The 20,606-nt window shown below is 68.8% G+C and carries 20 protein-coding genes; 9 read left to right on the forward strand and 11 right to left on the reverse strand.

Annotated features, from left to right (window positions below):
• Window positions 1-74: 74 nt before the first annotated feature.
• From IT306_04095 to IT306_04105, 3 genes are all read right to left on the reverse strand, one after another.
• Entirely contained in the window at window positions 75-581 is a 507-nt protein-coding gene (locus tag IT306_04095; GenBank protein ID MCC7367578.1) for a VOC family protein, read from the reverse strand.
• 74 nt (window positions 582-655) lie between these two features.
• A complete protein-coding gene (locus IT306_04100) occupies window positions 656-1,183 on the reverse strand; it encodes a GNAT family N-acetyltransferase (GenBank protein MCC7367579.1) in 528 nt (175 codons plus the stop codon).
• A 17-nt stretch (window positions 1,184-1,200) separates the two neighbouring features.
• Window positions 1,201-2,406 (reverse strand): amidohydrolase family protein, encoded by a 1,206-nt coding sequence (locus tag IT306_04105; protein MCC7367580.1) that lies wholly within the window; start codon window positions 2,404-2,406, stop codon window positions 1,201-1,203.
• 273 nt (window positions 2,407-2,679) lie between these two features.
• Between IT306_04105 and IT306_04110 the strand changes: the two genes are divergently transcribed.
• Together IT306_04110 and IT306_04115 are read left to right on the forward strand one after the other, a co-directional pair.
• Entirely contained in the window at window positions 2,680-3,099 is a 420-nt protein-coding gene (locus IT306_04110; GenBank protein ID MCC7367581.1) for a response regulator, read from the forward strand.
• Window positions 3,100-3,191: 92 nt separating this feature from the next.
• The gene (locus IT306_04115; GenBank protein MCC7367582.1) at window positions 3,192-4,202 is read left to right on the forward strand and encodes a methyltransferase domain-containing protein; all 1,011 of its coding nucleotides are present in this window, start codon (window positions 3,192-3,194) and stop codon (window positions 4,200-4,202) included.
• A 200-nt stretch (window positions 4,203-4,402) separates the two neighbouring features.
• On the opposite strand, the gene speB is transcribed toward IT306_04115, so the two are convergent.
• The 5 genes from speB to IT306_04140 form a co-directional block, all read right to left on the reverse strand.
• The gene (gene speB, locus IT306_04120) at window positions 4,403-5,257 is read right to left on the reverse strand and encodes an agmatinase (GenBank protein ID MCC7367583.1); all 855 of its coding nucleotides are present in this window, start codon (window positions 5,255-5,257) and stop codon (window positions 4,403-4,405) included.
• Window positions 5,214-6,146, reverse strand: coding sequence for a polyamine aminopropyltransferase (gene speE / locus IT306_04125; GenBank protein ID MCC7367584.1), 933 nt, complete (start codon window positions 6,144-6,146; stop codon window positions 5,214-5,216). The genes speB and speE overlap by 44 nt, the downstream gene beginning before the upstream one ends.
• Window positions 6,139-6,486 carry an adenosylmethionine decarboxylase gene (speD, locus tag IT306_04130; GenBank protein MCC7367585.1) on the reverse strand — a complete coding sequence of 116 codons (348 nt, stop codon included), beginning with the start codon at window positions 6,484-6,486 and terminating at the stop codon, window positions 6,139-6,141. Before speD ends, speE begins: the two co-directional genes overlap by 8 nt.
• A gap of 6 nt (window positions 6,487-6,492) precedes the next feature.
• Window positions 6,493-6,972 carry an arginine decarboxylase, pyruvoyl-dependent gene (locus tag IT306_04135; GenBank protein ID MCC7367586.1) on the reverse strand — a complete coding sequence of 160 codons (480 nt, stop codon included), beginning with the start codon at window positions 6,970-6,972 and terminating at the stop codon, window positions 6,493-6,495.
• Between the two features lie 440 nt (window positions 6,973-7,412).
• Window positions 7,413-8,888, reverse strand: coding sequence for an NCS2 family permease (locus IT306_04140; protein MCC7367587.1), 1,476 nt, complete (start codon window positions 8,886-8,888; stop codon window positions 7,413-7,415).
• 612 nt (window positions 8,889-9,500) lie between these two features.
• Between IT306_04140 and IT306_04145 the strand changes: the two genes are divergently transcribed.
• The 7 genes from IT306_04145 (at window position 9,501) to IT306_04175 (ending at window position 17,386) form a co-directional block, all read left to right on the forward strand.
• Window positions 9,501-10,130, forward strand: a complete 630-nt coding sequence (locus IT306_04145) for a DUF47 domain-containing protein (protein MCC7367588.1) — start codon at window positions 9,501-9,503, stop codon at window positions 10,128-10,130.
• 187 nt (window positions 10,131-10,317) lie between these two features.
• On the forward strand, window positions 10,318-11,328 hold the full coding sequence (locus tag IT306_04150) for a transglutaminase family protein (protein ID MCC7367589.1): 1,011 nt from the start codon (window positions 10,318-10,320) through the stop codon (window positions 11,326-11,328).
• A 69-nt stretch (window positions 11,329-11,397) separates the two neighbouring features.
• A complete protein-coding gene (locus IT306_04155; protein MCC7367590.1) occupies window positions 11,398-12,315 on the forward strand; it encodes a transglutaminase family protein in 918 nt (305 codons plus the stop codon).
• 61 nt (window positions 12,316-12,376) lie between these two features.
• A complete protein-coding gene (locus IT306_04160) occupies window positions 12,377-13,873 on the forward strand; it encodes a circularly permuted type 2 ATP-grasp protein (GenBank protein MCC7367591.1) in 1,497 nt (498 codons plus the stop codon).
• Window positions 13,873-14,898 (forward strand): alpha-E domain-containing protein, encoded by a 1,026-nt coding sequence (locus IT306_04165; protein MCC7367592.1) that lies wholly within the window; start codon window positions 13,873-13,875, stop codon window positions 14,896-14,898. Before IT306_04160 ends, IT306_04165 begins: the two co-directional genes overlap by 1 nt.
• A gap of 10 nt (window positions 14,899-14,908) precedes the next feature.
• Entirely contained in the window at window positions 14,909-15,820 is a 912-nt protein-coding gene (locus tag IT306_04170; GenBank protein ID MCC7367593.1) for a transglutaminase family protein, read from the forward strand.
• 285 nt (window positions 15,821-16,105) lie between these two features.
• Entirely contained in the window at window positions 16,106-17,386 is a 1,281-nt protein-coding gene (locus IT306_04175; protein MCC7367594.1) for a glycosyltransferase family 4 protein, read from the forward strand.
• Between the two features lie 52 nt (window positions 17,387-17,438).
• Here IT306_04175 and IT306_04180 read toward each other — a convergent pair whose 3' ends face one another.
• The 3 genes from IT306_04180 to IT306_04190 all read right to left on the reverse strand — a co-directional run bounded on the left by IT306_04180 (window position 17,439) and on the right by IT306_04190 (window position 20,587).
• A complete protein-coding gene (locus IT306_04180) occupies window positions 17,439-18,422 on the reverse strand; it encodes a glycosyltransferase family 2 protein (protein ID MCC7367595.1) in 984 nt (327 codons plus the stop codon).
• A 479-nt stretch (window positions 18,423-18,901) separates the two neighbouring features.
• Window positions 18,902-19,891 carry an aldo/keto reductase gene (locus tag IT306_04185; protein ID MCC7367596.1) on the reverse strand — a complete coding sequence of 330 codons (990 nt, stop codon included), beginning with the start codon at window positions 19,889-19,891 and terminating at the stop codon, window positions 18,902-18,904.
• Between the two features lie 114 nt (window positions 19,892-20,005).
• A complete protein-coding gene (locus tag IT306_04190) occupies window positions 20,006-20,587 on the reverse strand; it encodes a DUF1802 family protein (protein MCC7367597.1) in 582 nt (193 codons plus the stop codon).
• Window positions 20,588-20,606: the final 19 nt, after the last annotated feature.

Genomic DNA, 20,606 nt, shown 5'->3' on the forward strand with positions numbered 1-20,606 from the left:
CATCCCAACATCCGGTGGTTCCTGACAATGATGGTGACAGGGCGGGCTGCCAGGCGTCGAACGTTCCGCGCCGCTCACTCGCCGAGCGGACGCCCTTCCATGACCACCAGCGGCTCGCGGATCAACTCGATCTGGATACCGTCCGGATCCTTGAAATAGAGCGAGTTGTCCGCGCCGCGATCTGGCCCGATGTACGGAATCTCCTGCTCTTCGAGCTTCGCCTTCAGCGTCTCGAACGGCTCCGGCGCCACCGAGATCGCGATGTGCTGCACCGCCCCGATGGTCTCAATAATCGGGGCGAGCCCCAGCCCGGGAAAGTCGAAGAACGCCAGGAGGTTGTCGTTCCCGATGTCGAAGAACAGGTGCGACGATCCCTTGTAGTCGCGGTTCTCCATCAGCTCGATCAGCGGAAACCCGAGCACGCCCTGGTAGAACTGAATGGTCCGCTCGACATCGCTGCAGATCAGCGCCATATGATGCAGGCCGCGCGCCGTCGAGGCCGGCCTCTCACCTCGCGGCCTCAGGTAGGCGGCCCGGATCGGTGCGGCCTTCTGCTCGAACTCACTCTGCTGGGCCGTCATGCTGCGCTCCCCTGTCCTGTCACTCAGACGCCGTTGTCGCTCTCTCGCTGAGTGTACCGCGCTCACAGGGGAGGCTACACCGGCGCCTGCATCTCCTGCTCGTGCAGGGCCGGATCGTTCGGGTACGGCTCGGTCCGGCCGGTCAGGCGGAACCCGGCCCGCTCGTACAGCATGCGAGCGCTGTCGTTGGTATTCGACACGAACAGCCGCTGCTCGGACATCCCGCGCGTCCGCGCCCACTCTCGCGCCGCCGCCAGCAACGCCAGCCCCACGCCGCGCCGCCGGGCCTCGGGGGCCGTCCACACCGACACGACGTGCGCCGTCTCTGGTTGGTGTGGCTCAACGTAGCTGCCGGTGATCCCCAGCCACGCCCCAGTCACCGCGTCCTCGGCCACCAGCAGCACGGACTCCTCACCGGCCGCCCCGCGTGTCACCCGGTCCACCCAGCTGCTCCAGGGCATCGCCTCGGCCTGGGCGAGCGTCGTGGAGAAGGCGTCTGGCGCATCGGCCAGCGCGCGCAGCCGGAACGCCTTGAAGTCGGCCACCTCGTCCGCACGAATCCGCCGCACCTGGATCCCCGATTCGCCGCCGCGCTCGCCCATGCCCGCTCCCACCCCTGTCAGCCCCTGGCCAGCCCGAGATCATCTCGGCGCACCTGTCCGCCCTGCACCACCATCCGGATGCCCGTCCGCAGCCGGCTGATATCGTCAAGCGGGCTGCCCTCCACGACGATCAGGTCGGCCGCCTTGCCCGGCTCCAGCGTGCCGACCGCTGGCAGGATTCTGGTCAGCCGAGCCGCCTCACGGGTCGCCGCCAGGATCGCTGCCATCGGCGTCATCCCGTTCTGCACCATCAACTCGATCTCCAGCGCGTTCTCGCCGTTCGGCATCCTGGACTGCGCCCCGCAGTCACACCCCAGCGCTATCGGCACTCCGATGTCGAGTGCGAGCTTGAACGCTGCCGCGTGGATCGGCTCGACCTGCTCGGCCCGCGCGATGCGCCACGGCTCAGCCTGCCGCTTGTGCACGTAGTAGTGGGTCGGCCCGAAGGTCGGCACCAGGTAGATGCCCTTTGCCTTCATTCTGTGAGCCTGCTCCTCGTCCAGGTAGTGCCCGTGATCGATGGAGTCCACGCCGGCTTCGACGCCGTTGCGGATGCCACCGATCCCGATGGCGTGACTCAGGACACTCCTGCCCACTTTGTGGGCCTCGTAGACCGCCGCCTGGACCTCGTCGAGCGCGAACTGCTCGGTGCTGACGTCCGCACCCTCGGTGGCGATGCCCGGCGAGAGCATCAGCTTGATGCTGTCCACGCCACGCTTGATGTGCTGGCGAACTTCCTTCCGCACGGCGTCAACCCCATCCACCTCGACGGCGCACCAGTTGTAGTAGTGGCCCCCGGTCGTGGTCAGGCCGCGCCCGCTCGCCAGGATCCTGGGGCCGAGGATCGCGCCCTCGTTGATGGCGTCCCGCAGATCGACATCCAGGAAGTCGCGCGAGCCGGCCACGCGGATCGTCGTGAAGCCAGCCATCAAGGTGCGGTGTGCCACCGGCGCCGTCCGCAGCGCCGCCAGCCCGATAGGGTCCGACTCACGATTCGGCGCGAAGTCGCCGCCAGCCAGGTGGACGTGTGTGTCAATCAGCCCTGGCAGCAGCGTCCGGCCGTCGAGGTCGATGACCTGCACGCCATCGTCGCTGCGCCGCGCTTCGAGCGCCGTCGTCGGCCCGACCGCCTCGATCCGGCCGCCCCCGGCCAGCAGCGCCCCATCCTCGATCAGGCCACCCTGGCCGTCGATCACCGTGCCGTTGAGGAAAAGCAAGGCCATGTCGCCTCCGAGCGCGCCACGTTGCGCGGCAGCCGATTCTGTACGTCACCAAAGAACCGGCTGCACACGCTGGGTCCGATTCGTGCGTTGTGGGCGTCATGTGTCCGTGGGGCTGCATCTCGGCCCGGCAGGACGCACACGCAGTATAGGCCCGGGTCTGGCAGCGCAGGTCTGGGGGTAGGTCGCCCCGGCGTCGCGCTGCATTGTCCGAGTGTCGCGCCGGACCACGCACGCCTGACGAGCTGTCGGAGCCTGACACGGAGAAGCACCAGCATGACACGCAGCGGGAGCACCAGGACCGAGGGCCGGCCCCGCGTCATCGTCATCAACGACGATACGGACTTCCTGTCGTTGATGAGCGAGCTGCTCACCGACATCGAGGGGTACAACGTCGAGGTCTGCCGCGAAGGCAACCACGCCTACCAGTTCGTGAAGGAGCGGCAGCCGGACCTCGTGATCCTCGACATCCGCATCGAAGGGCAGGACGTCGGCTGGGCGATTCTGGAGTGTCTGACGCTCGATCCGAAGACCGCGCAGATCCCGCTGATCGTCTGCTCGGCGGCGATCCGCGAGCTGCAGGCCCACGAGGAGCTGCTGGAACGCTACGGCATCGAGGTGCTGACCAAGCCGTTCGACCTCGACGCCCTGCTGGAAAAGGTCGCATCCGCGCTGGCACGGGGGAATCGGCACTGACAGGCGTGGTAGCATCCGCCGATGCCATCGCGCCTGACACCACCTGAGCTTGACCGATCCCCTGCATGCCCGCCGCAACGGTCAGCAGGGAGATGAGCGCAGCCCTGCCGCCGGCCCTGGCGGACGCCGTCGATGCGCTCCTGGCCGAGGTCTCGCCGCCAGACCTTGCGCGCGCAAGGGCAGCCCTGACGGCGCGCTATCGCGATCCTCATCCGCGATCACGAGGTGGACCCGTCGCTCGGACGCAGGCCGACGTGCTGGCCTATCTCGCTGCCCGGTTGCCGGCCACGTTCGCCGCCGTCGGCGCCGCCCTCGCCGCGGTGGGGGAGCAGCGGCCAGGCTGGCAGCCCCGAACGCTGCTCGATCTCGGCACCGGGCCGGGCACGGCCCTCTGGGCTGCCGTCGCACGCTGGTCTTCTGTCGAACGGACCGTGGCGCTGGAAGCCGAGCCGCGGATGCTGGCGCTGGGCAGACGACTCGCCGCCTCAGCGCCAGCACCCGCCATGCGAGACGCCGCGTGGCTCCACGCCGACCTCGCGGCGGTGTCTGATGGCCTGCTTGCCGAGGCCGGCGCGCCGTTCGACCTCGTCATGCTGGCTTACGTCCTGGGCGAGCTGCCGCCGGAGCGTCTCACGGAGGCCGTCGCGCTGGCCCACGAGGCCACCACACCGGGCGGCGTCACCCTCATCATCGAGCCGGGCACCCCGGCCGGCTTCGCCCGGGTCCGCGACGCCCGCGCCCTGCTCGTCGGCGAGGGCGGCCATGTGGTTGCGCCGTGCCCCCACGACGCTCCCTGCCCCGTCGTCACGGGCGACTGGTGCCACTTCTCGGCGCGGCTCGCACGCACGGCCGGGCACCGGGCGGCCAAAGGCGGTGCGCTCGGCTACGAGGACGAGAAGTACGCCTACATCGCCGTCTCGCACACGCCCGTCGCCCCGGCGCCTGCACGGATCATCCGTCATCCGCGGGTGCGCCCCCGCCTGATCGAGCTCTCGCTCTGCACGCCCGACGGCCTGGACACTCGCGTTGTCACGAAGTCTGACCGCGAAGGCTTCCGGCTGGCGCGCAAGGCGGCCTGGGGCGCCGCCTGGAGCGGAGAGTAACTCCACGAGACGGCCCGGACGTTAGCCGCCAATGAGCCGCCAGTGCCGTTCAGAGAGGACGCCATCCTCACCGCGAGCGTCAGCGAGTCAAACCTTCGCCATTCGGGTCCACTCGCTGACGCTCGTGGCACCGAAGCGCGACGCGTGCCAAGCTGAACAGCATGAGGCGCCAGCCGCCCCTCACCAGGCGGTGACGGCCCTCACCGCCCGAGCTGGATCGCCGCCTCGCGGATCAGCTTTGCCCCGGTGATCGCCGTGATACCGGCCGGGTCGACCTCCGGCAGGATCTCGTTCACGTCCATCGCGACCACGTTCAGCCCGCGCAGGCTGTACAGAAAGCTGAACAGCTCCCGCGAGGTGATCCCCGGCGGCTCCGGCGTGCCCGTTCCGGGCGCGGCCGACGGGTCCAGCACGTCGATGTCCACGCTCAGGTAGATCGGGCGGTCAGCGACAACGGCCCGAAGGTGATCGGGCAGGATGACCTCAGGCGAGACCCACCGGCACCCCAGCGAGCGCTGCCACTCGTCGCGCGTGCCGGAGCGCATCCCGAGCATGATGAAATCCTCGTAGTCGCCCAGCTCCTCGCCCAGCCGACAGACCCAGGTGCCGTGCGCCACCTTGAGGTCGTTCAGCTCGTCGGCAAGGTCGAGGTGGGCATCCAGCGAGACGATCAGCGCATCGGGATGGCGCTGCTTGACGGCGCGGCCAATCGCCAGCGCGATGGTGTGCTCGCCACCGACCACGATCGGCACACCGTTTGCCAGCACCAGGGCCGCCTGCCGCTCGATCTCCGTGAGCGCAGCCTCCATCGCGAGGCCGTCCAATCGGAGATCGCCCAGGTCAGCGAAGCCACAGTCCGCGAGGTCGGCGTCCTGGCGCGGGCTGTAGCTCTCGATGTTGTGGGAGGCCCGGCGGACGGCCGACGGCGCCTGGCCGGTCCCGAGGCGTCCGGAACCGGTCAGGTCGAGCGGCGCCCCAAACAGGAAGGAGCGTGCGCCCTGCTCGGAGCCGCTACCCCAGAATCGGGCCTCGGGTGGCGGCGCCTGCAGCGGCATGGTCGGCTCCCTCGGAGGACGCGGCAAGGTACGGCGGCAGCGCGAACGCGCCGCGGTGCACGTCTGGCGTGTAGAAGCGCAGCCCGGCCGGCGGCGTCCGACGCGGCTCGCTCGGGTCGAGCGACTTGGAGCCGGCCGTCCAGCTCCAGAGCACGCCCGGGTAGGCCGGTACATGCCCCAGGTAGGTCCGCACGATCGGGAAGACGTTGCTCATCCGCCCGGCCGCGCTCTCCAGCTCATCTCGCATCAGCAGCGGCGAGCCGGTCTGCATCGCGAAGATGCCGTGCTCCGACAGCGCCCCGAACGCCAGACGGTAGAACTCCTCGGAGATCAGCCCCTCGGCCGGCCCGACCGGGTCCGTCGAGTCCACCAGGATCACGTCGAACGGCTCCGACACGTCCCGCATGTACGCGAGGCCATCCCCGATAATCAGCTCGGCGCGCGGGTGCTCGAACGCCCCGCCTGCCAGCGACGGCAGCCACTCCTGGCAGGCCCGCACCACCAGCTCGTCGATCTCGACCATCACGGCCTTCTCGATGGACGCATGCAGCAGGACGTGCCGCAACGCGCCGCCGTCGCCCCCGCCGACCACCAGCACCCGGCGCGGGTTCGGGTGGGCCAGCAGCGGGATGTGCACCAGCGGCTCGTGGTACAGGAACTCGTCAGCCTCGGTGGTCTGCATCGCGTCGTCCAGGACGAGCGCCTTGCCAAACGCCACCGTGTCGACGATCTCGACGTGCTGGTACTCGGAGCGGCCCTCCCAGAGGTGGGCCTTCAGGTGAAAGCGCTGCTGGAAGCCGCTCCGCGAGACTTCCGCGAAGACCAGCCCGTCGCCAACACGGGTCGTGCTGGCGAACGGCTGGCCTGATGATGGGGTGGCCTCAGACACCGACCAGCCCCCGCGTCATCTCCATGATCTGGATGCGCTCCGGCGAGAAGTGCTCCCGCAGGATCGGCACAGCATCATCAGGATCGCGCTGCTCGCCGCAGGTGAACACGTCCACGGCAGCGTAGCCCAGCTCCGGCCAGGTGTGGATCACCACATGGGACTCGGACACAATCGCCACGCCAGTCACGCCAATTGGACTGAACGGATGCACGTTGAGGCTGAGGAGCGTCAGGCTGAGCGCTTCCACGATATCCAACAAGGCCCGTTCGACGATCTCTGGGGAATTGAGATTCTCACAACCCCACAGCTCGAGGACCAGATGCCGACCGACACTCTTCACGTTCAGTTACCCCCACCAGAGAACGACAGCCGCAACCGCGCAGCCGAGTCGTTCGACTCGGTGCTCGGCGAGCGTGACCGTCACCCGCTCCAGCGGAAGACCTCGCCGCGCGAATCCCTCTTCGACCATCCCCCGCACGACGCGTTCCGCGACTTCGCGCGAGTTGGCGTGATACTCGAAGATCATCCCGTGGCTGTCTCTCCCGATTCCAATACCCAACGCCGCGCAGACCGTCTCGCCTGCCGTATCACTGTGCATCACCGAGTACACGCACGGGACCAGCGATCCAGGCGTGATCTTCGGGGGGATCTCCAGAAACTCCGCCCCTTCCGGCACGATGCTGCTGACCTTGATCAGGTTCAGATTGCCGATGCCCGCGTCAAGCAAGGCGTTGTCAAAGGCGTTCAGCTCGGTCGTGCCCTCGGCAGCCCCCGCTGACAGCCAGAGCCGGTTCGGCGTCGGCCACGGATTCAACGGACGACTCATTGGCCCGCCTCCGTGCCGGCCGCACCCTGCTGCTTCACGTGCATCCTCATCAGCCCGATCATCGAGATTCTCAGTCACTCCCGCCCGTGTCGCATGCCCGCATGCTCAGACGGCAGACCCCGGCCTGAAAACGGGCAACGAAAAAGCACCACCCCAAGGCGGCCCCGCCTGAAACTCTTCAGGCAGCACTGGTGGTCAGCCGGCCCCAGCTAATGGTGCTGGTATGTGGTTCTTTCGCGATCCTGGGCGGCGCTTGCAGCCCCAACCACGAGCAGCGCGAACAACCCAGGAGTATAGCAGGCAAACACGCCAACTGCCCACTGCGCGCCCGGTTTCAGGTTCTGGGTTTCAGGGTTTCAGGGATCGCGGCGGCGATGCTCCTACCCCGCCCCAAAACTCGAACCCTGACACCTGAAACCCGACACCCAGAACCCTCGCCGCTACCTGGTGCCGATCACGAAGTACACCACGAACGCTGCCGACACGATCCACAACGGCAGCGCCGCCGCCCGCGCGTTCAGCAGCGTGTACAGGATCACCCCCGCCCCGATGCCGTTCGTGATGCTCCAGGTCAGCGGCATCATCATCAGCGCAAAGAGCGCCGGCAGCCCCACTGCCAGGTTCTTCCAGGGGATCTCGGCGGCCGTCGCCGCCATCATCAGCAGCCCCACGATCATCAGCGCGCCGGCCGTCGCCTCCTGCGGCACCACCGCGAAGATCGGGCTGAGCAGCATCGCCAGCAGGAACGGGATCGCCACGACCACCGTCGTCAGGCCGGTCCGGCCCCCCTCGGCGATGCCCGCGCCGCTCTCGATGTACGTCGTCGCGCTGGAGGAGCCGAAGACGCCCCCCGCCAGCGCCCCGATGGAGTCGATCAGGTACGCCTTGTCCTCGTTCTCGCGCAGGTTGCCGTTGTCGTCCACCAGCCCGGCCTCGGTCCCGAGCGCGGTGAACGTCCCCGCCGTGTCGAAGAAGTCGCTCAGCATGATCGAGAGCGTCGCCAGCAGGCCGGCCAGCAGCGCGTTCGCCCCGCCACGCCCCAGGAAGCTCAACCCGACGATGCCGCTCCCGAAGTTGCTGAGGTCCGGCACGCTGATCAGTTGGGACGGAAGCTGCAGCTTGTCAGGGATCACCGAAAGCGGCACCCTCAGCGTCAGGTGCACCACGATCCCGACGGCCGTCGTCAGCAGGATGCCGATCAGCAGCGCGCCATGCACCCGCTGGTGCATCAACACCGCCGTCAGCACCAGGCCGAACACGGCGTAGAGCGTCGGCGGCGCCAGGAAGTTGCCAAGCGCGCCGGCCGTTGGCGGTGGCACGGTCCCGCCCTGGGTCGCCCCGAGCGGCACGACGAACAGGCCCGCTTCGTACGCCCCGATGGCGAACAGGAACAGCCCGATGCCCGCCCCGATGGCGAGCTTGAGCGGCACCGGCAGCGCACGGATGATCGCCTGACGCAGCCCGGTCAGCACAAGGATCGTGATGATGATGCCTTCGAGAGCGATGACCCCCATCGCCTCCGAGAAGCTGTACTGCATGCCGACCATGAGCTGAAACGCCACCACGGCGTTGAGGCCCATCCCCGGGGCCATCGCAAAGGGCAGGTTCGCCACCAGCCCCATCGCGGCGCACATCAAGCCAGCCACGAGGCAGGTGCTGGTGACCAGCGCGGAAAACGTCACGTTCTGCCCGGCGATGGCGGCGCCGGTGCTGATGATGCCGGCATTCACGACGATGATGTAGCTCATCACCATGAAGGTGGTCAGGCCCGCACGCACTTCGGTGGCCACGTCGGTGCCGCGTGCCGTCAGCTTGAAGAGCCGTTCGAGCAGCGTGTCCGGGCCGACCGGACGGCTCGGCGCCGCGGCCTCTCCACGCCGCTGCCGTGTGGAACCGGATCGCTTCTGACGCGCCATGCAGTCCCTCCTAAGCGTGGTGCGATCTGGGTCACGTCGCCGGTCAGGTGTCGCCGCTGACGGAGCCCGGCTGCCGCGTCCGCGCGTGGGGCGGGGGCGCGTCGCTCTCTTGTACTCGGAAGCACGGCTCCTGGCAAGTGCCCCGCGGCCATCCGCTCCTGCGAGCGTCCCATGAGGACAGGGTCAGACGCGGCGGCGCAGGCTGGCCCCTGGCAGGGCACGTGCATGTTCATTGGTGTTCCCGAAACGCGGTCAAGCGAGCGGTCGGGGCTCAATGGCGTTTGAAGAAATAACCAGGTAGTCCATGCGCCAGCCGGGAGGCCCTCACCCCCCGCCCCCCTCTCCCTGTGCGCGGGAGAGGGGGAGGAACGACAGTCTCGTGGGCCTCCCCCTCTCCCTGTGCGCGGGAGAGGGGGGCGGGGGGTGAGGGCCCTTACCGCGGTCGTTCGTCAAGCTTCATCATGCGCGCTCCCCAGGCAGTCTGCACGTCGCCGGCCGCCCCTGGTAGCGATGTCCACCGTCTGGTGATACTGGTGTATCGCCCGGTTCGATCAACGGTGTCCACCGGCCGGTACACTCTCCCTGCTGGCAAGCATTGCACCGGAGGCGGGCATGTCGCCGTTCCAGATACTCCCGGCCGAACGCGGCTTCTTTGATTGGTTCGAGAAGGGGGCTGTCACGGCCCGCGACGCCGCGCGCGCCCTGTCCGACCTCTTACACGACTACCGGGATGCCGAGGGCCGCGTCCTCAACATCACCGAGCTGGAGCACCAGGGCGACTTTATCGTGCACGAGACGCTGAACCTGCTCTCACGCACGTTCATCACGCCGCTCGAAGGCGACGAGATCCGCGCCCTGGTCAGCGCCATCGACGACGTCACGGACTGGATCGAGGACGCGGCGGACGCCCTGCTCCTCTACGAGGTGCAGACCCCCATCCCGGAGGTGCAGTTGCTGGCCAAGCTGCTGGTGCAGTCCGCCGAGCAGATGGTCGAGGCGATGCCGCTGCTCCGGGACAAGAAGCACTACCCACGCATCAAGGCGTACACCGTCGAGATCAACCGCCTGGAAAACGAGGCCGACCGCGTCCTTCGCAACGCATTGACCCGGCTCGTCCGCGAGCGCGACGACTGGTTCGAGTTCATGCGCTGGAAGGAGATCCTCGAGAAGATCGAGGAGGCGACGGACAAGTGTGAGGACGCCGCCGACATCCTCGAAGCGGTGGTCGTCAAGAACGCCTGACGCAACCAGGCGACAGCCAGCAAGAGCGCTCTGCCTGCTCGTCTGCACACATCGTCTACAAAACCGCGCAGCGTTTTGTGCGGCCTGACCGTGTTCGGCACGCCGGTTGCTTTGTACCCTGGTGTCCAGGATCGCCGTTGCCCGGCAGACCTGGGGATCCTCCTGCCAGGAACCGGTGAGAACCACGATGCGTGTACGAGTAGGCTGCGAGTTTCGCTACCAGACCCCGGCGCCCGTGCCCATGCTGGTGCTGGTGCGGGCCCGTCCTGATGCCGAGCACCGGACGCTGTACGAATCCCAGTGGACGGAGCCACAGTTCCGGCTGCGCGAGTACCAGGACAGCTTCGGCAACCCCTGCTGGCGGCTGATGCTGCCGGCCGGCGGCTCGCTCATTCGGTACGATGCCGTGGTCGAGGTCAGCTCGGAGCCGGATCTCGTGAGGCCAGACGCGCCGCTCGTGCCCGTGCAGGCGCTGCCGGACGAGACGCTGGCGTTCACGCTGCCCAGCCGCTGCATCGAGTCCGACCTGCTGCTGGATGACGCCTGGAGGCTGTTCGGAGACACCCCGCCGACCTGGGCGCGCGTCCAGGCGGTCTGCGACTGGGTCCACCAGCACATCGAGTACGGCTACGGCAGCAGCGGCCCCACCACGACGGCGCTGGACGTCTACCAACAGCGGAAGGGCGTCTGCCGCGACTTCGCACAACTCAGCGTTGCGTTCTGCCGCACGCTCAACATCCCTGCCCGCTACACGTTCGGCTACTTCCCCGATATCGCCGTCGAGCCGCCAGACATCCCGATGGACTTCCACGCCTGGTTCGAGGCGTACCTGGGCGACCGCTGGTACACCTTCGACGCGCGCCACAACACGCCCCGCATCGGACGGGTCAAGATCGCGCATGGGCGGGACGCCGTGGACGTGGCCCTCTCGACGGCCTACGGCTCCGCCGCGTTGACGAGTATGGTAGTCTGGGCCGACGAGATCGACGAGCAGGGCCAGCCGACCAACCAGCCGCCGGTGGTGGCCGAGATGGCGCTCGACCTGCCGCCGATCCCCGTCCCGCCACCGGGCACGGTCTCCGTTGAGACAGTATCACGGTTCAACGGGATGTCGTCCGGCGGCGTGGCCGCCGAGCATGCCCATCATGACGAGAGCAGCCCAGAGGTTGCGCTGGCCTCCGGGCCGGCTCGGGGCTGAGCGAGGCGCAGGATGCGGACATCGGAAGGCGCGGGCGTGCCCAGAGGACAGGAGCTCGACTGGCGGTCGGTGGACTGGCCACGAGCCCGCCGGGCCGTCTACGCCGTCCATCAGCGCTACACCTACGCCTACAGCGCGCCCGTCTCCTCGATCCGCCAGCGGCTGGTGATGGTCCCCCGCGAGCGCCACGGCGATCAGCGGCTGCTCGAACAGGAGCTGACCGTCGCCGGGGCCGAGGGCGCCGTGCTGACCTGGCAGGAAGACGTCTTCGGGAACCGCGTCGGCCGCATGCGGGCCACGCGCGTCGAGGAGTCGCTGGCGTTCACGGCAGCGTACCGCGTCGAGCGGCAGGCCGATCCGCGCCAGCACCCCGGCATCCTGCTGGCCCAGTCCTGGGAAGACGGCGTCTACCTCGATCCGACCGCCCTGACGGCCCCGGACATCAGTCTGCGGAACGTGGCCGCGCGCATGGATGAGCGCGGGCTGCGGCAGGTCGATCTGGCCGAACGGGTACACACCTGGGCCGCCCAGGCGATCACCTACCAGATCGGCGTGACCGGCGTGCAGACACCGGCCGCGATGGCGCTCCACCTGGGGCGGGGCGTCTGCCAGGACTACGCCCACATGATGCTGGCGGTCCTGCGGCTGGTCGGCATCCCCGCCCGCTACGTCTCAGGGCACCTGCTCGGAGAGGGTGCGCCGCACGCCTGGGTCGAGGCGCTGGTGGACGATGCCAACGAGCACGGCATCCCCGAGGTGCTCGCGTTCGATCCGACGCACCATCGGCGGGCCGGCCTGAACTACATCACGGTGGCCGTGGGGCGGGACTACGCCGACATTGCGCCGACCTCCGGCACGTTCGTCGGGCCGGCCACCGGGCGGCTCTCTCCCAGCAAGCAGGCCGAGATCATCGAGGTCGAGTACGAGGACGGCACGGTCTGGACGGCCGCACGGGCTGCGGCGGCCGGGAAGGAATCTGCTGCTTGAGGCTGGCGCGATGACCTCGGTTCCCGCTGATCCCCGTCAGACCGACGGCATGTCTCCCGAGATGCCGCCCTACGACCCGAGCGGCTTCTGGGACGAGATGTTCGCCGGGCCGGGCCGCGTCCGGCCGCACTACACGGCGCTGGCCCGCCGGCTCGCGACGCTCGGGCCGGCCGATGTGGCGCGGCGACAGCAGGCGGCGGACCGCTCGTTCCAGGCGCGGGGCATCACCTTCGCGGTGAACCAGGGGGCCGAGGGCATCGAGAAGATCATGCCGTTCGACCTTGTGCCCCGCATGATCACCCCGGACGAGTGGTCACAGATCGAGCGCGGGCTTGAGCAGCGGGTTCGCGCCCTCAACCTCTTCCTGCACGACATCTACCACGACCAGCACATCCTCGAACACGGCGTGGTGCCGTGGGAGCTGGTGCTCGGCGCATCCGGCTACCGCCGTGAGTTCCGAGGCGTCGATCCACCTCTCGGCGTCTACACCCACGTCGTCGGCAGCGACCTCGTGCGGGACGCCAGCGGCGCGTTCTACGTGCTGGAGGACAACCTCCGCACCCCCTCGGGTGTCTCGTACCTCGTCGAGAACCGCCGCGTGCTCAAGCGCACCTGGCCGCAGATCTTCCAGACGTACGACGTGCGGCCCGTCGAGCAGTACCCCCAGGACCTGCTCGAAGTGCTGCTGGCGATCGCGCCGCCCGTCGTCGACGAGCCGAACGTGGTGGTGCTGACGCCGGGCGTCTTCAACTCGGCCTACTACGAGCACGTCTTCCTGGCGAAGGCGATGGGCGTCGAGCTGGTGCACGGCTCCGACCTGTTCGTGGACGACGCCACCATCTACATGCGCACCACGCGCGGCCGGCGGCGCGTGGACGTGATCTACCGCCGCGTGGACGACGACTTCCTGGACCCGCTCACGTTCAAGCCGGACTCGCTGCTCGGGGTGGCCGGGCTGGTGGCAACCTACCGCCTCGGGCGCGTCAGCCTTGCCAACGGCATCGGCACCGGCGTGGCGGACGACAAGGCGATCTACGCCTACGTTCCCCGCATCATCCAGTACTACCTGGGCGAAGACCCGATCATCCCGAACGTCAAGACGTACCTCGCCTCGGAGGACGACGAGCGCCAGTACATCCTGGAGCACCTGGGCGAGCTGGTGGTCAAGTCCGTCAACGAGAGCGGCGGCTACGGCATGCTGATCGGGCCCCACTCGACCGCCGCCGAGCGCGAGCAGTTCCGCCAGCAGATCCTCGCCAACCCGCGTTCCTACATCGCGCAGCCGACGCTGGCGCTGTCACGGCACCCCTGCTGGGTCGATGACCACTTCGAGGGGCGCCATGTCGATCTGCGGCCGTTCGTGCTGTTCGGGAAAGAGGTCAAGGTCACGCCGGGCGGGCTGACACGCGTCGCGCTGCGGCGCGGCTCGCTGGTGGTCAACTCGTCGCAGGGCGGCGGCGGCAAGGATACCTGGGTGCTGGGGAGCCTGCCGACGCCTGCCGGGCAGGCTGGCCGACCGGACGTGGCTGGCGCCGCTGAGAGAAGAGAGGACGCCTGATGCTCTGTCGCGTGGCCGACGACATCTTCTGGATGAGCCGCTACGTCGAGCGGGCCATCGCCGTGGGGCGGCTGATCGACGTGGTCTGGCACTTCGAGCTTGACGCCGGCGAGCAGGACGACGACGGCGCGTTCTGGCTGCCGCTGCTCGGGACGGAGGGCAGCCGCCCGTACCTGCGAGGCGGAAAGCCGACCCCGCGCGATGTGCGCCACTACCTCGCGCTGGCCCCCGAGAACGGCAGCTCGCTGGTCTCCTGCATCCGCAAGGCCCGCGCCGCCGCCCAGGGCGTGCGTGAGTCGATCTCCTCCGAGATGTGGGAGCAGCTCAACACCGTCTACCTGTCCCTCAACTCGGCCCGCATCATGGCCGAGGCCGAAGACGACCCCTACGCCTTCTACCGCCGCATCCGAGACGGCATGTGGTTCGTACAGGGCCTGGCAGACAGCACCCTGCTGCGAAACGAGTCCTGGCTGTTCTTCTGCCTGGGCCGCTCGCTGGAGCGGGCCGACTCGCTGGCGCGCATCCTGACGCTGCAGGCGCCCCTGTTGCAGGAGGCGGCCACGGCCAGCCAGGATGACGTCGTGCGGTGGCTCGCCGTGCTGCGCTCCTGTGGCGCTGCCGAGGCCTACAGCCACTACTACGCCCTCCGCATCGAGCCGGCTCGCGTTATCGAGTTCCTGCTGCTGAACCCGCTGTTCCCGCAGTCGATCCGCTTCTGCCTGGAATCGGCGATGACCGCCCTGGAGGCCATCGCCGGGCCGGTGACGGTCGGGATGCCGGGGGTCGGCAAGGGCGACCTTGCCGTGCGGGCGCTGGGCCTGCTCGAAGCCCGCTTGCGGCACACCGCCGTGGACGAGGTGCTGGAAGAGGGCCTGGAGCCGTTCCTCGACGACATCCAGCAGCGCGTACGGACCGTCTCCGAGCACGTGACGGCCGGCTACCTCCGGGACGAGCCGCAGCCCGGGCGGCTGGTCGCCGTGGCCCGCGCAGCGATGATCATGGCCACGCAGCAGCAGCAGCAGTGAGCGCCGTCTGATGCGCGTCTCTGTCGTCCACACGACCCACCTCAGCTACGGCACGCATGTCGTGGAAGGGGTCATGGATGTGCGGCTCGGGCCGCGTTCCGACCACGATCAGCGGTGGCAGGAGTACGATCTCCGCGCCACGCCGAGCGCCGCCATCCGTCGCTACTACGACGGCTTCGGGAACGCCGCGCACCTCGTCACCATCGCCCGGCCGCACGAGTCCGTGGAGCTGGTCTCGCGGGGCGTCATCGACACCCTGCTGACGGACCCGTTCGCGCTGCCGGACTACCGTCCCGTCGCGCTGGGGCCGTCCGAGCTGGCGGACTACCTCTCGCCGTCGGTCATCGTGCCGAGCGACCCCGAAACGAGGCGGCTGGCCGAGCCGTTCCGCCCAGTCTCTCCCGATGCAACCTTCGAGGCCGTCCAGGGGCTGATGGCGCTCGTCTACGACGGCTTCCAGTACGAGCAGCACGTCACCACCGTCGCCACCACCGTGCCAGAGGTGCTGAAGGGGCGGACGGGCGTCTGCCAGGACTTCGCGCACGTCCTCATCGGGCTGTGCCGAGCCATCGGGATCCCTGCACGCTACGTCAGCGGGTACATCGTGCCGTCCCGCTCGGGCCAGCAGCAGACACAGGCGCTCGGCACGATGACCCAGTCACAGGGCTACGGCTCACAGACCTATGGCGACGCCCACGGGCCAAGCCGAGGGGCCGGCGCGTCGCACGCCTGGATCGAGGCGTTCACGCCGACGCACGGCTGGCGCGGCTTCGACCCGACCAACAACCTGCTGGCGAGCACCTACCACGTCAAGATGGGCATCGGGCGGGACTACAATGACGTCCCGCCCACCCGGGGCACCTTCCGGGGGCTGGCCGAGGAGAAGCTGACCGTCGAGGTTGTGGCGCGCATCCTCGACTGACGTCCAGGTGACTGACGTCCAGGTGACTGACGTCCAGGTGACTGGCGGGGAGTCGGCGCTCGTGCTTGACGGTCTGCTGACCTGGACCGTGCGGTCCGTGCAGGTGCCTGGCGCAGCTGCCAATCGTTTCATGACTGTGCTGTCCCGGCAACCCTTCGGAGCATCCTGCCCCGTTTTCATCTACCGGAAGCAGCGTCGCGCCGCGCGCGGGGTTGTGCCCAGGCGCCCACGGCGACCATCATCCGGTCGCCCGCATCATCAGCGAACCCTCCACTCCGAGCGTATATGAACCGCCAACAGCCTGCCAGCACCACCAGCGCCTCGCCGATCCGTCGCGTACTCTACATTTTGCAGAGCACCGCCATCGGCGGCATGGAGTCGTTCTGCGGCGACATGGCGCACGATCTGGCCGGGCGCGGCATCGAGGTGCGGATCATCGTACCAGTGGCGAAGCGCTTCGACGTGTTGGAGCGCCGCCTCACGGCCGGCGGTGCGAAAGTCCACCGCATCGACGTGTACGCTGACCGGACGGGTGGACAACGGTATCCGAGCCTGGGCTACTGGCGCGGGCTGCTGACCCGTTACATCCCCTTGCTGCGCTCCTGGCAGCCAGACGTGGTGCACCTGCACCGTGGTAACGTCATCGGCGGCATGCCGATGCTCGGGCTGGCGCGCCTGCTGACCGACGCCTCGGTGCTGTACACCGATCACGACGTCCCCTTCCCCGGCCTGAAGCGGCGTCACCAGATCGGCACCTGGATCACGGACCACATCGTCCACGGCATCGTGGCCGTCTCGCGACGCAACGCCCATCTTCGCTACACCAAGCTGGGTGCCGTCGAGGACCGGTTCGCCTCGATCCTCAACGGCATCCCCATCGTCGAGCCGAAGCCGGGGGAGCAGGCCGCCAATCGCGCCACGACGCGCCAGCAGCTTGGCATCCCAACCGACGCGCCGGTCGTCGGCTGCGTGGTGCGGCTGGTCGAGGGGAAGGGGCTGGAGACGCTGCTCGACGCCTTCGCGCTGGTCCGCGCCGAGCAGCAGGCGACCCTCCTGCTGGTGGGCGAGGGGCCACTGCGCGCGGGCCTGGAGCGGCGCGCGGCCGACCTCGGCATCGCCGATTCGGTGGTCTTCGCCGGCTTTCACCCCGATCCGTTCCCCTTCATGGACGCGATGGACATCTTCGCGCTGGCCGTCCCGGCCGGCTCGATGTCGATCGCGCTGCTGGAGGCGATGGCGCGCGGCCTGACGCCGGTCATCACCTTCTGTGGACCGGAGGAGGCCGTCATCAACGACCAGACCGGCCTCTGCGCCCCGCCGAACGATCCGCCAGCCCTGGCCCGCGCGCTCGGGCGGCTGGTGGCCGATGGCGCGCTGCGGGAACACCTGGGGCGGACGGCGGCCTTGCACGTCCGGACGCACTTCTCCATCGCGCGGGCGGCCAGCGATCACCTGGAGCTGTACGCGGCGGTGCGCCACGGACCTGTTCCCAGCCGGCTCCGCGCCGATGGCCCCCCGAACCCGCGTCCGGGCGGGTGCCCCGGCTCGGCCGGCTGCATCTCGTAGGCCGGGAGATCTCACCCCCAACCCCCTCTCCGGCGCGGCGAGGGGGGCAGGGTCACCCAGGGTGGGCGTAGGTTGCGTGTGCGCCCTGGCCGTACAGCGGACGGCGCAAGCCAGCCATCAGCCCCGGCAGGCCACTCCGGACCAGGGTCAGGGCCATACTCAGTCCGTAGGGCCGTTTGCGGCGCAGCACGCGGCGGATCGCGCGCCACACGATGCCGCCCAGAAAGCCGACCAGGGCGATCGCCCCGTCGCGATGCCGGATGCGGACCTGCTTGGCGATCACCACGCCGATGGCGAAGCCGTCGCGCTGCCACAGCGTCGTCGAGCTGTCCCCGGCCGGGCGCACGCCGCCCGCATGGATGATGACCGGCCGCTCGTCGGCGATGACCCGCACGCCCGCTGCCGAGGCCCGCAGCGCGAAGTCGAAATCGTCGCCGCTCTGGAGCGGCCCGCCAGGACCGAGCTGCTCGTCGTACAGGCCGATGCGCTCCAGCGCTGACCGGCGGACCGCCATATTGGCCCCGATGCCGAATGCGATCCGCCCGCGCAGGCGCGCCGTGCCACGCTCCTGGACCGGATCGAAGGTCGGGACCATACCATCCGACTCGACGTACCCGCGGGGCGGCGCGACCTTCCCGAAGATCACGCCCACCGCTGGCTGCTGCATGAAGATGGCGGCGTGCGCGGCGATCCAGTCTGGCGCGGCCTCACAGTCGTCGTCGGTGAAGAGGATCAGGCTGCCCGTCGTCGCACGGATCCCGATGTTCCGCGCGCGTGACAGGCCGCACCCATCGTCCTCGACCACCCGCAGACGGGCATCCCCCGCGAAGTCGCGGAGATCGTCATGCACCCAGCCGGGCCGTCCACCCTGCGCGATCACCGTAAGATCGAAGGGCGGCTCATGCATGGCCAGGACGCTGGCGACTGCGTCGTGCAGGTGACCCGGTCGGTTCGTGCAGATGACGACGGAGATCGATGGCGGACCCTCGGCCTGTCGAGCGTCACCCGCGGACGCGGGTGACGCCCTCGTCACCATCGTGGTCTCGCCGTGTGTGTCATCCATGCTGCGAGACGCAGTGTACTGGGGCGGCTGCCGCGTTGTCAGGCCCCGCCGAATGAGGATCTGGCGGCCGGCTGCGCCTGCATCGGCGGGAAAGGCCCTCACCCCCCAGCCCAGTCGGGCCACCGGGCCGGTGCGCGGGAGAGGGGGAGGAACACCTGCAACGACACGACACGACACGACACGACACGACACGTCACGTCACGACACGTCACGGACGCAGCATGCCGCGCTCGACTCCTCATGTCATCCTGAGCAGAGCGGGCCTGCGAGCAAAGCGAAGGATCTCACCCGCTGACGCGACAGTTGGCGCCCAGCAGGAGAGATCCTTCGCAAGCTCAGGATGAGAGTGCATCTTGCACGCAGTACATGGGGTTGCGGTACACGTCAGCCGGAACCTATCCGCCCTCAGCCTGCGTGCGGAAGCGGGGTGAGGGCCTGCCCGGCGTCGACGGTCAGACGGCGACGGGCTGCACGTCGAAGTTGCGCGCGTACAGCTCCGCCACCCGAACCAGCTCGGCCGCCGTCAGGTCCGGCAGGTCTGGGGCCGCCGCGAACTCTTCGAGCTGCTCGACGTTGTAGATGTTCGGCTGGGCCGAGGTGATGATCGGGTCGGCCAACACCCACTTCAGCGCCGCCTGCCCCAGCGTCATATTGCGGCCCTCGTGGAGGAACTTCAGCGTCTCGACCTTCTGCAGCCCCTCGATCAGCCACGAGCGCGGGCGGTGGTTGCGGTGGTCGTTCTTCGGGAACGTCGTCTCGGGCGTGTACTTGCCCTCCAGCATCCCCGAGGAGTGCGGCACGCGTACCAGGAGGCCGACGTTCTTCTCGCGCGCCACCGGCAGGAAGCGGCGGCCAGGATCCTGCTCCAAGAGGTTGTAGATGATCTGGAGCGCGTCCATGTTGCGCGCCTTCAGCACGTCGTCGCCGTGCTCGGTGCCGCCAATGGCCGGCCCCAGCGATGCGCCGTACGCCCGGATCTTGCCCTGGGCCTTCAGGTCTTCCAGCAGTGCGAAGACGTCGTCCTTCTGAATGGCGTCCAGACGCGGGTTGTGGAGCATCCAGAGGTCGATATAGTCCGTCTCCAGCCGCTTGAGGCTCTGCTCCAGGGCAAACCGGATGAACTTCGGCGACCAGTCGTGCGGGCGCTCGCGCTGGCCCCGGCGCTGGTCTGGGTCGGAGTAGAAGTCGTAGCCAAACTTGGTGCCGATGACGATCTTGTCGCGCTGGCCCCCGAAGGCCTTCGCCATGACCGTCTCGCCGCGACCGTTGCCGTAGGTATCGCCGGTATCGAAGAAGGTGACGCCCAGGTCAAGCGCCCGCCGCAGCAGGTCGGCGGCCTGGTCGTCGGAGAAGTCCCCCCACCAGCCGGCGGAGACGGTCCAGACGCCAAAGCCGACTTCGCTCAGGGTGACGTCGGTATCGGCGAGCTTGCGGTATCGCATCTGCAACTTTCCCTCATCCGCTGCCTCCACCCTCTCCACGGTTGAGAGCGAGCCAGCACGAAACCCACGCCCAGCCACCGGTCTCGGGGCTGGGCGCGACCTCGACCTCGTGAATCAGACGGCGGCGGGCGTCGCCCGCTCCAGCGCGGCCCGGACGGCTGCGATCTGCTCGGCGTAGGTGGCGTCGTCCAGGGCTGCCGTCAGGCCGCCGACCGCCAGATCGTCGTCCAGGGTCAGCCAGGACTTGCAGCCGCCAAACTCCTTCCGCATCGGCAGGGTCAGCGGGGTGTCCAGCCGGTAGGCGCGCACCGCCATCACCAGCAGCGGATGCCGGGGCTTCCAGCGCAGCCGCTCCTCGGCGTAGCCCGTCGAGAAGCAGTAGAACGGGGCCAACGCCTCGACCTGGGCCGGCTCGGTGATCTCCCAGAGGTCGGTCATCTCGCCCCAGGTGTCGAAGCGCACGACGCTCGGATCGCTCGGCGCGGCCAGGACGGCCGCCAGATCGTCCTGGAACGCGGGCTGGAGCAGATCGGCGCGCTGGTGCTCGCGGGTGGGGAAGAGCAGGAAGCGCTCGGCGCTGATGCGGAAGTGGCGCGTCTCCTCGCTGATGCCGCCCTTGCGGACCAGCAGCACCTGACGCCCCTCGCGGAGCGCCTTGACGGCAACGGCCCACTCTTTGAGTGCTGTGATCGCCATGCGGGTGCCTCCCCGACGC

Source organism: Chloroflexota bacterium (assembly GCA_020850535.1).
GTDB lineage: Bacteria > Chloroflexota > UBA6077 > UBA6077 > JACCZL01 > JADZEM01.

What these genes read in the sequence shown, in the direction of transcription:
- IT306_04095 (MCC7367578.1), bottom strand. Translation starts at nt 581, where the DNA reads ATGACGGCCCAGCAGAGTGAGTTCGAGCAGAAGGCCGCACCGATCCGG.
- IT306_04100 (MCC7367579.1), bottom strand. Translation starts at nt 1,183, where the DNA reads ATGGGCGAGCGCGGCGGCGAATCGGGGATCCAGGTGCGGCGGATTCGT.
- IT306_04105 (MCC7367580.1), bottom strand. Translation starts at nt 2,406, where the DNA reads ATGGCCTTGCTTTTCCTCAACGGCACGGTGATCGACGGCCAGGGTGGC.
- IT306_04110 (MCC7367581.1), top strand. Translation starts at nt 2,680, where the DNA reads ATGACACGCAGCGGGAGCACCAGGACCGAGGGCCGGCCCCGCGTCATC.
- IT306_04115 (MCC7367582.1), top strand. Translation starts at nt 3,192, where the DNA reads ATGAGCGCAGCCCTGCCGCCGGCCCTGGCGGACGCCGTCGATGCGCTC.
- speB (MCC7367583.1), bottom strand. Translation starts at nt 5,257, where the DNA reads ATGCCGCTGCAGGCGCCGCCACCCGAGGCCCGATTCTGGGGTAGCGGC.
- IT306_04135 (MCC7367586.1), bottom strand. Translation starts at nt 6,972, where the DNA reads ATGAGTCGTCCGTTGAATCCGTGGCCGACGCCGAACCGGCTCTGGCTG.
- IT306_04140 (MCC7367587.1), bottom strand. Translation starts at nt 8,888, where the DNA reads ATGGCGCGTCAGAAGCGATCCGGTTCCACACGGCAGCGGCGTGGAGAG.
- IT306_04145 (MCC7367588.1), top strand. Translation starts at nt 9,501, where the DNA reads ATGTCGCCGTTCCAGATACTCCCGGCCGAACGCGGCTTCTTTGATTGG.
- IT306_04150 (MCC7367589.1), top strand. Translation starts at nt 10,318, where the DNA reads ATGCGTGTACGAGTAGGCTGCGAGTTTCGCTACCAGACCCCGGCGCCC.
- IT306_04160 (MCC7367591.1), top strand. Translation starts at nt 12,377, where the DNA reads ATGCCGCCCTACGACCCGAGCGGCTTCTGGGACGAGATGTTCGCCGGG.
- IT306_04165 (MCC7367592.1), top strand. Translation starts at nt 13,873, where the DNA reads ATGCTCTGTCGCGTGGCCGACGACATCTTCTGGATGAGCCGCTACGTC.
- IT306_04170 (MCC7367593.1), top strand. Translation starts at nt 14,909, where the DNA reads ATGCGCGTCTCTGTCGTCCACACGACCCACCTCAGCTACGGCACGCAT.
- IT306_04175 (MCC7367594.1), top strand. Translation starts at nt 16,106, where the DNA reads ATGAACCGCCAACAGCCTGCCAGCACCACCAGCGCCTCGCCGATCCGT.
- IT306_04180 (MCC7367595.1), bottom strand. Translation starts at nt 18,422, where the DNA reads ATGGTGACGAGGGCGTCACCCGCGTCCGCGGGTGACGCTCGACAGGCC.
- IT306_04185 (MCC7367596.1), bottom strand. Translation starts at nt 19,891, where the DNA reads ATGCGATACCGCAAGCTCGCCGATACCGACGTCACCCTGAGCGAAGTC.
- IT306_04190 (MCC7367597.1), bottom strand. Translation starts at nt 20,587, where the DNA reads ATGGCGATCACAGCACTCAAAGAGTGGGCCGTTGCCGTCAAGGCGCTC.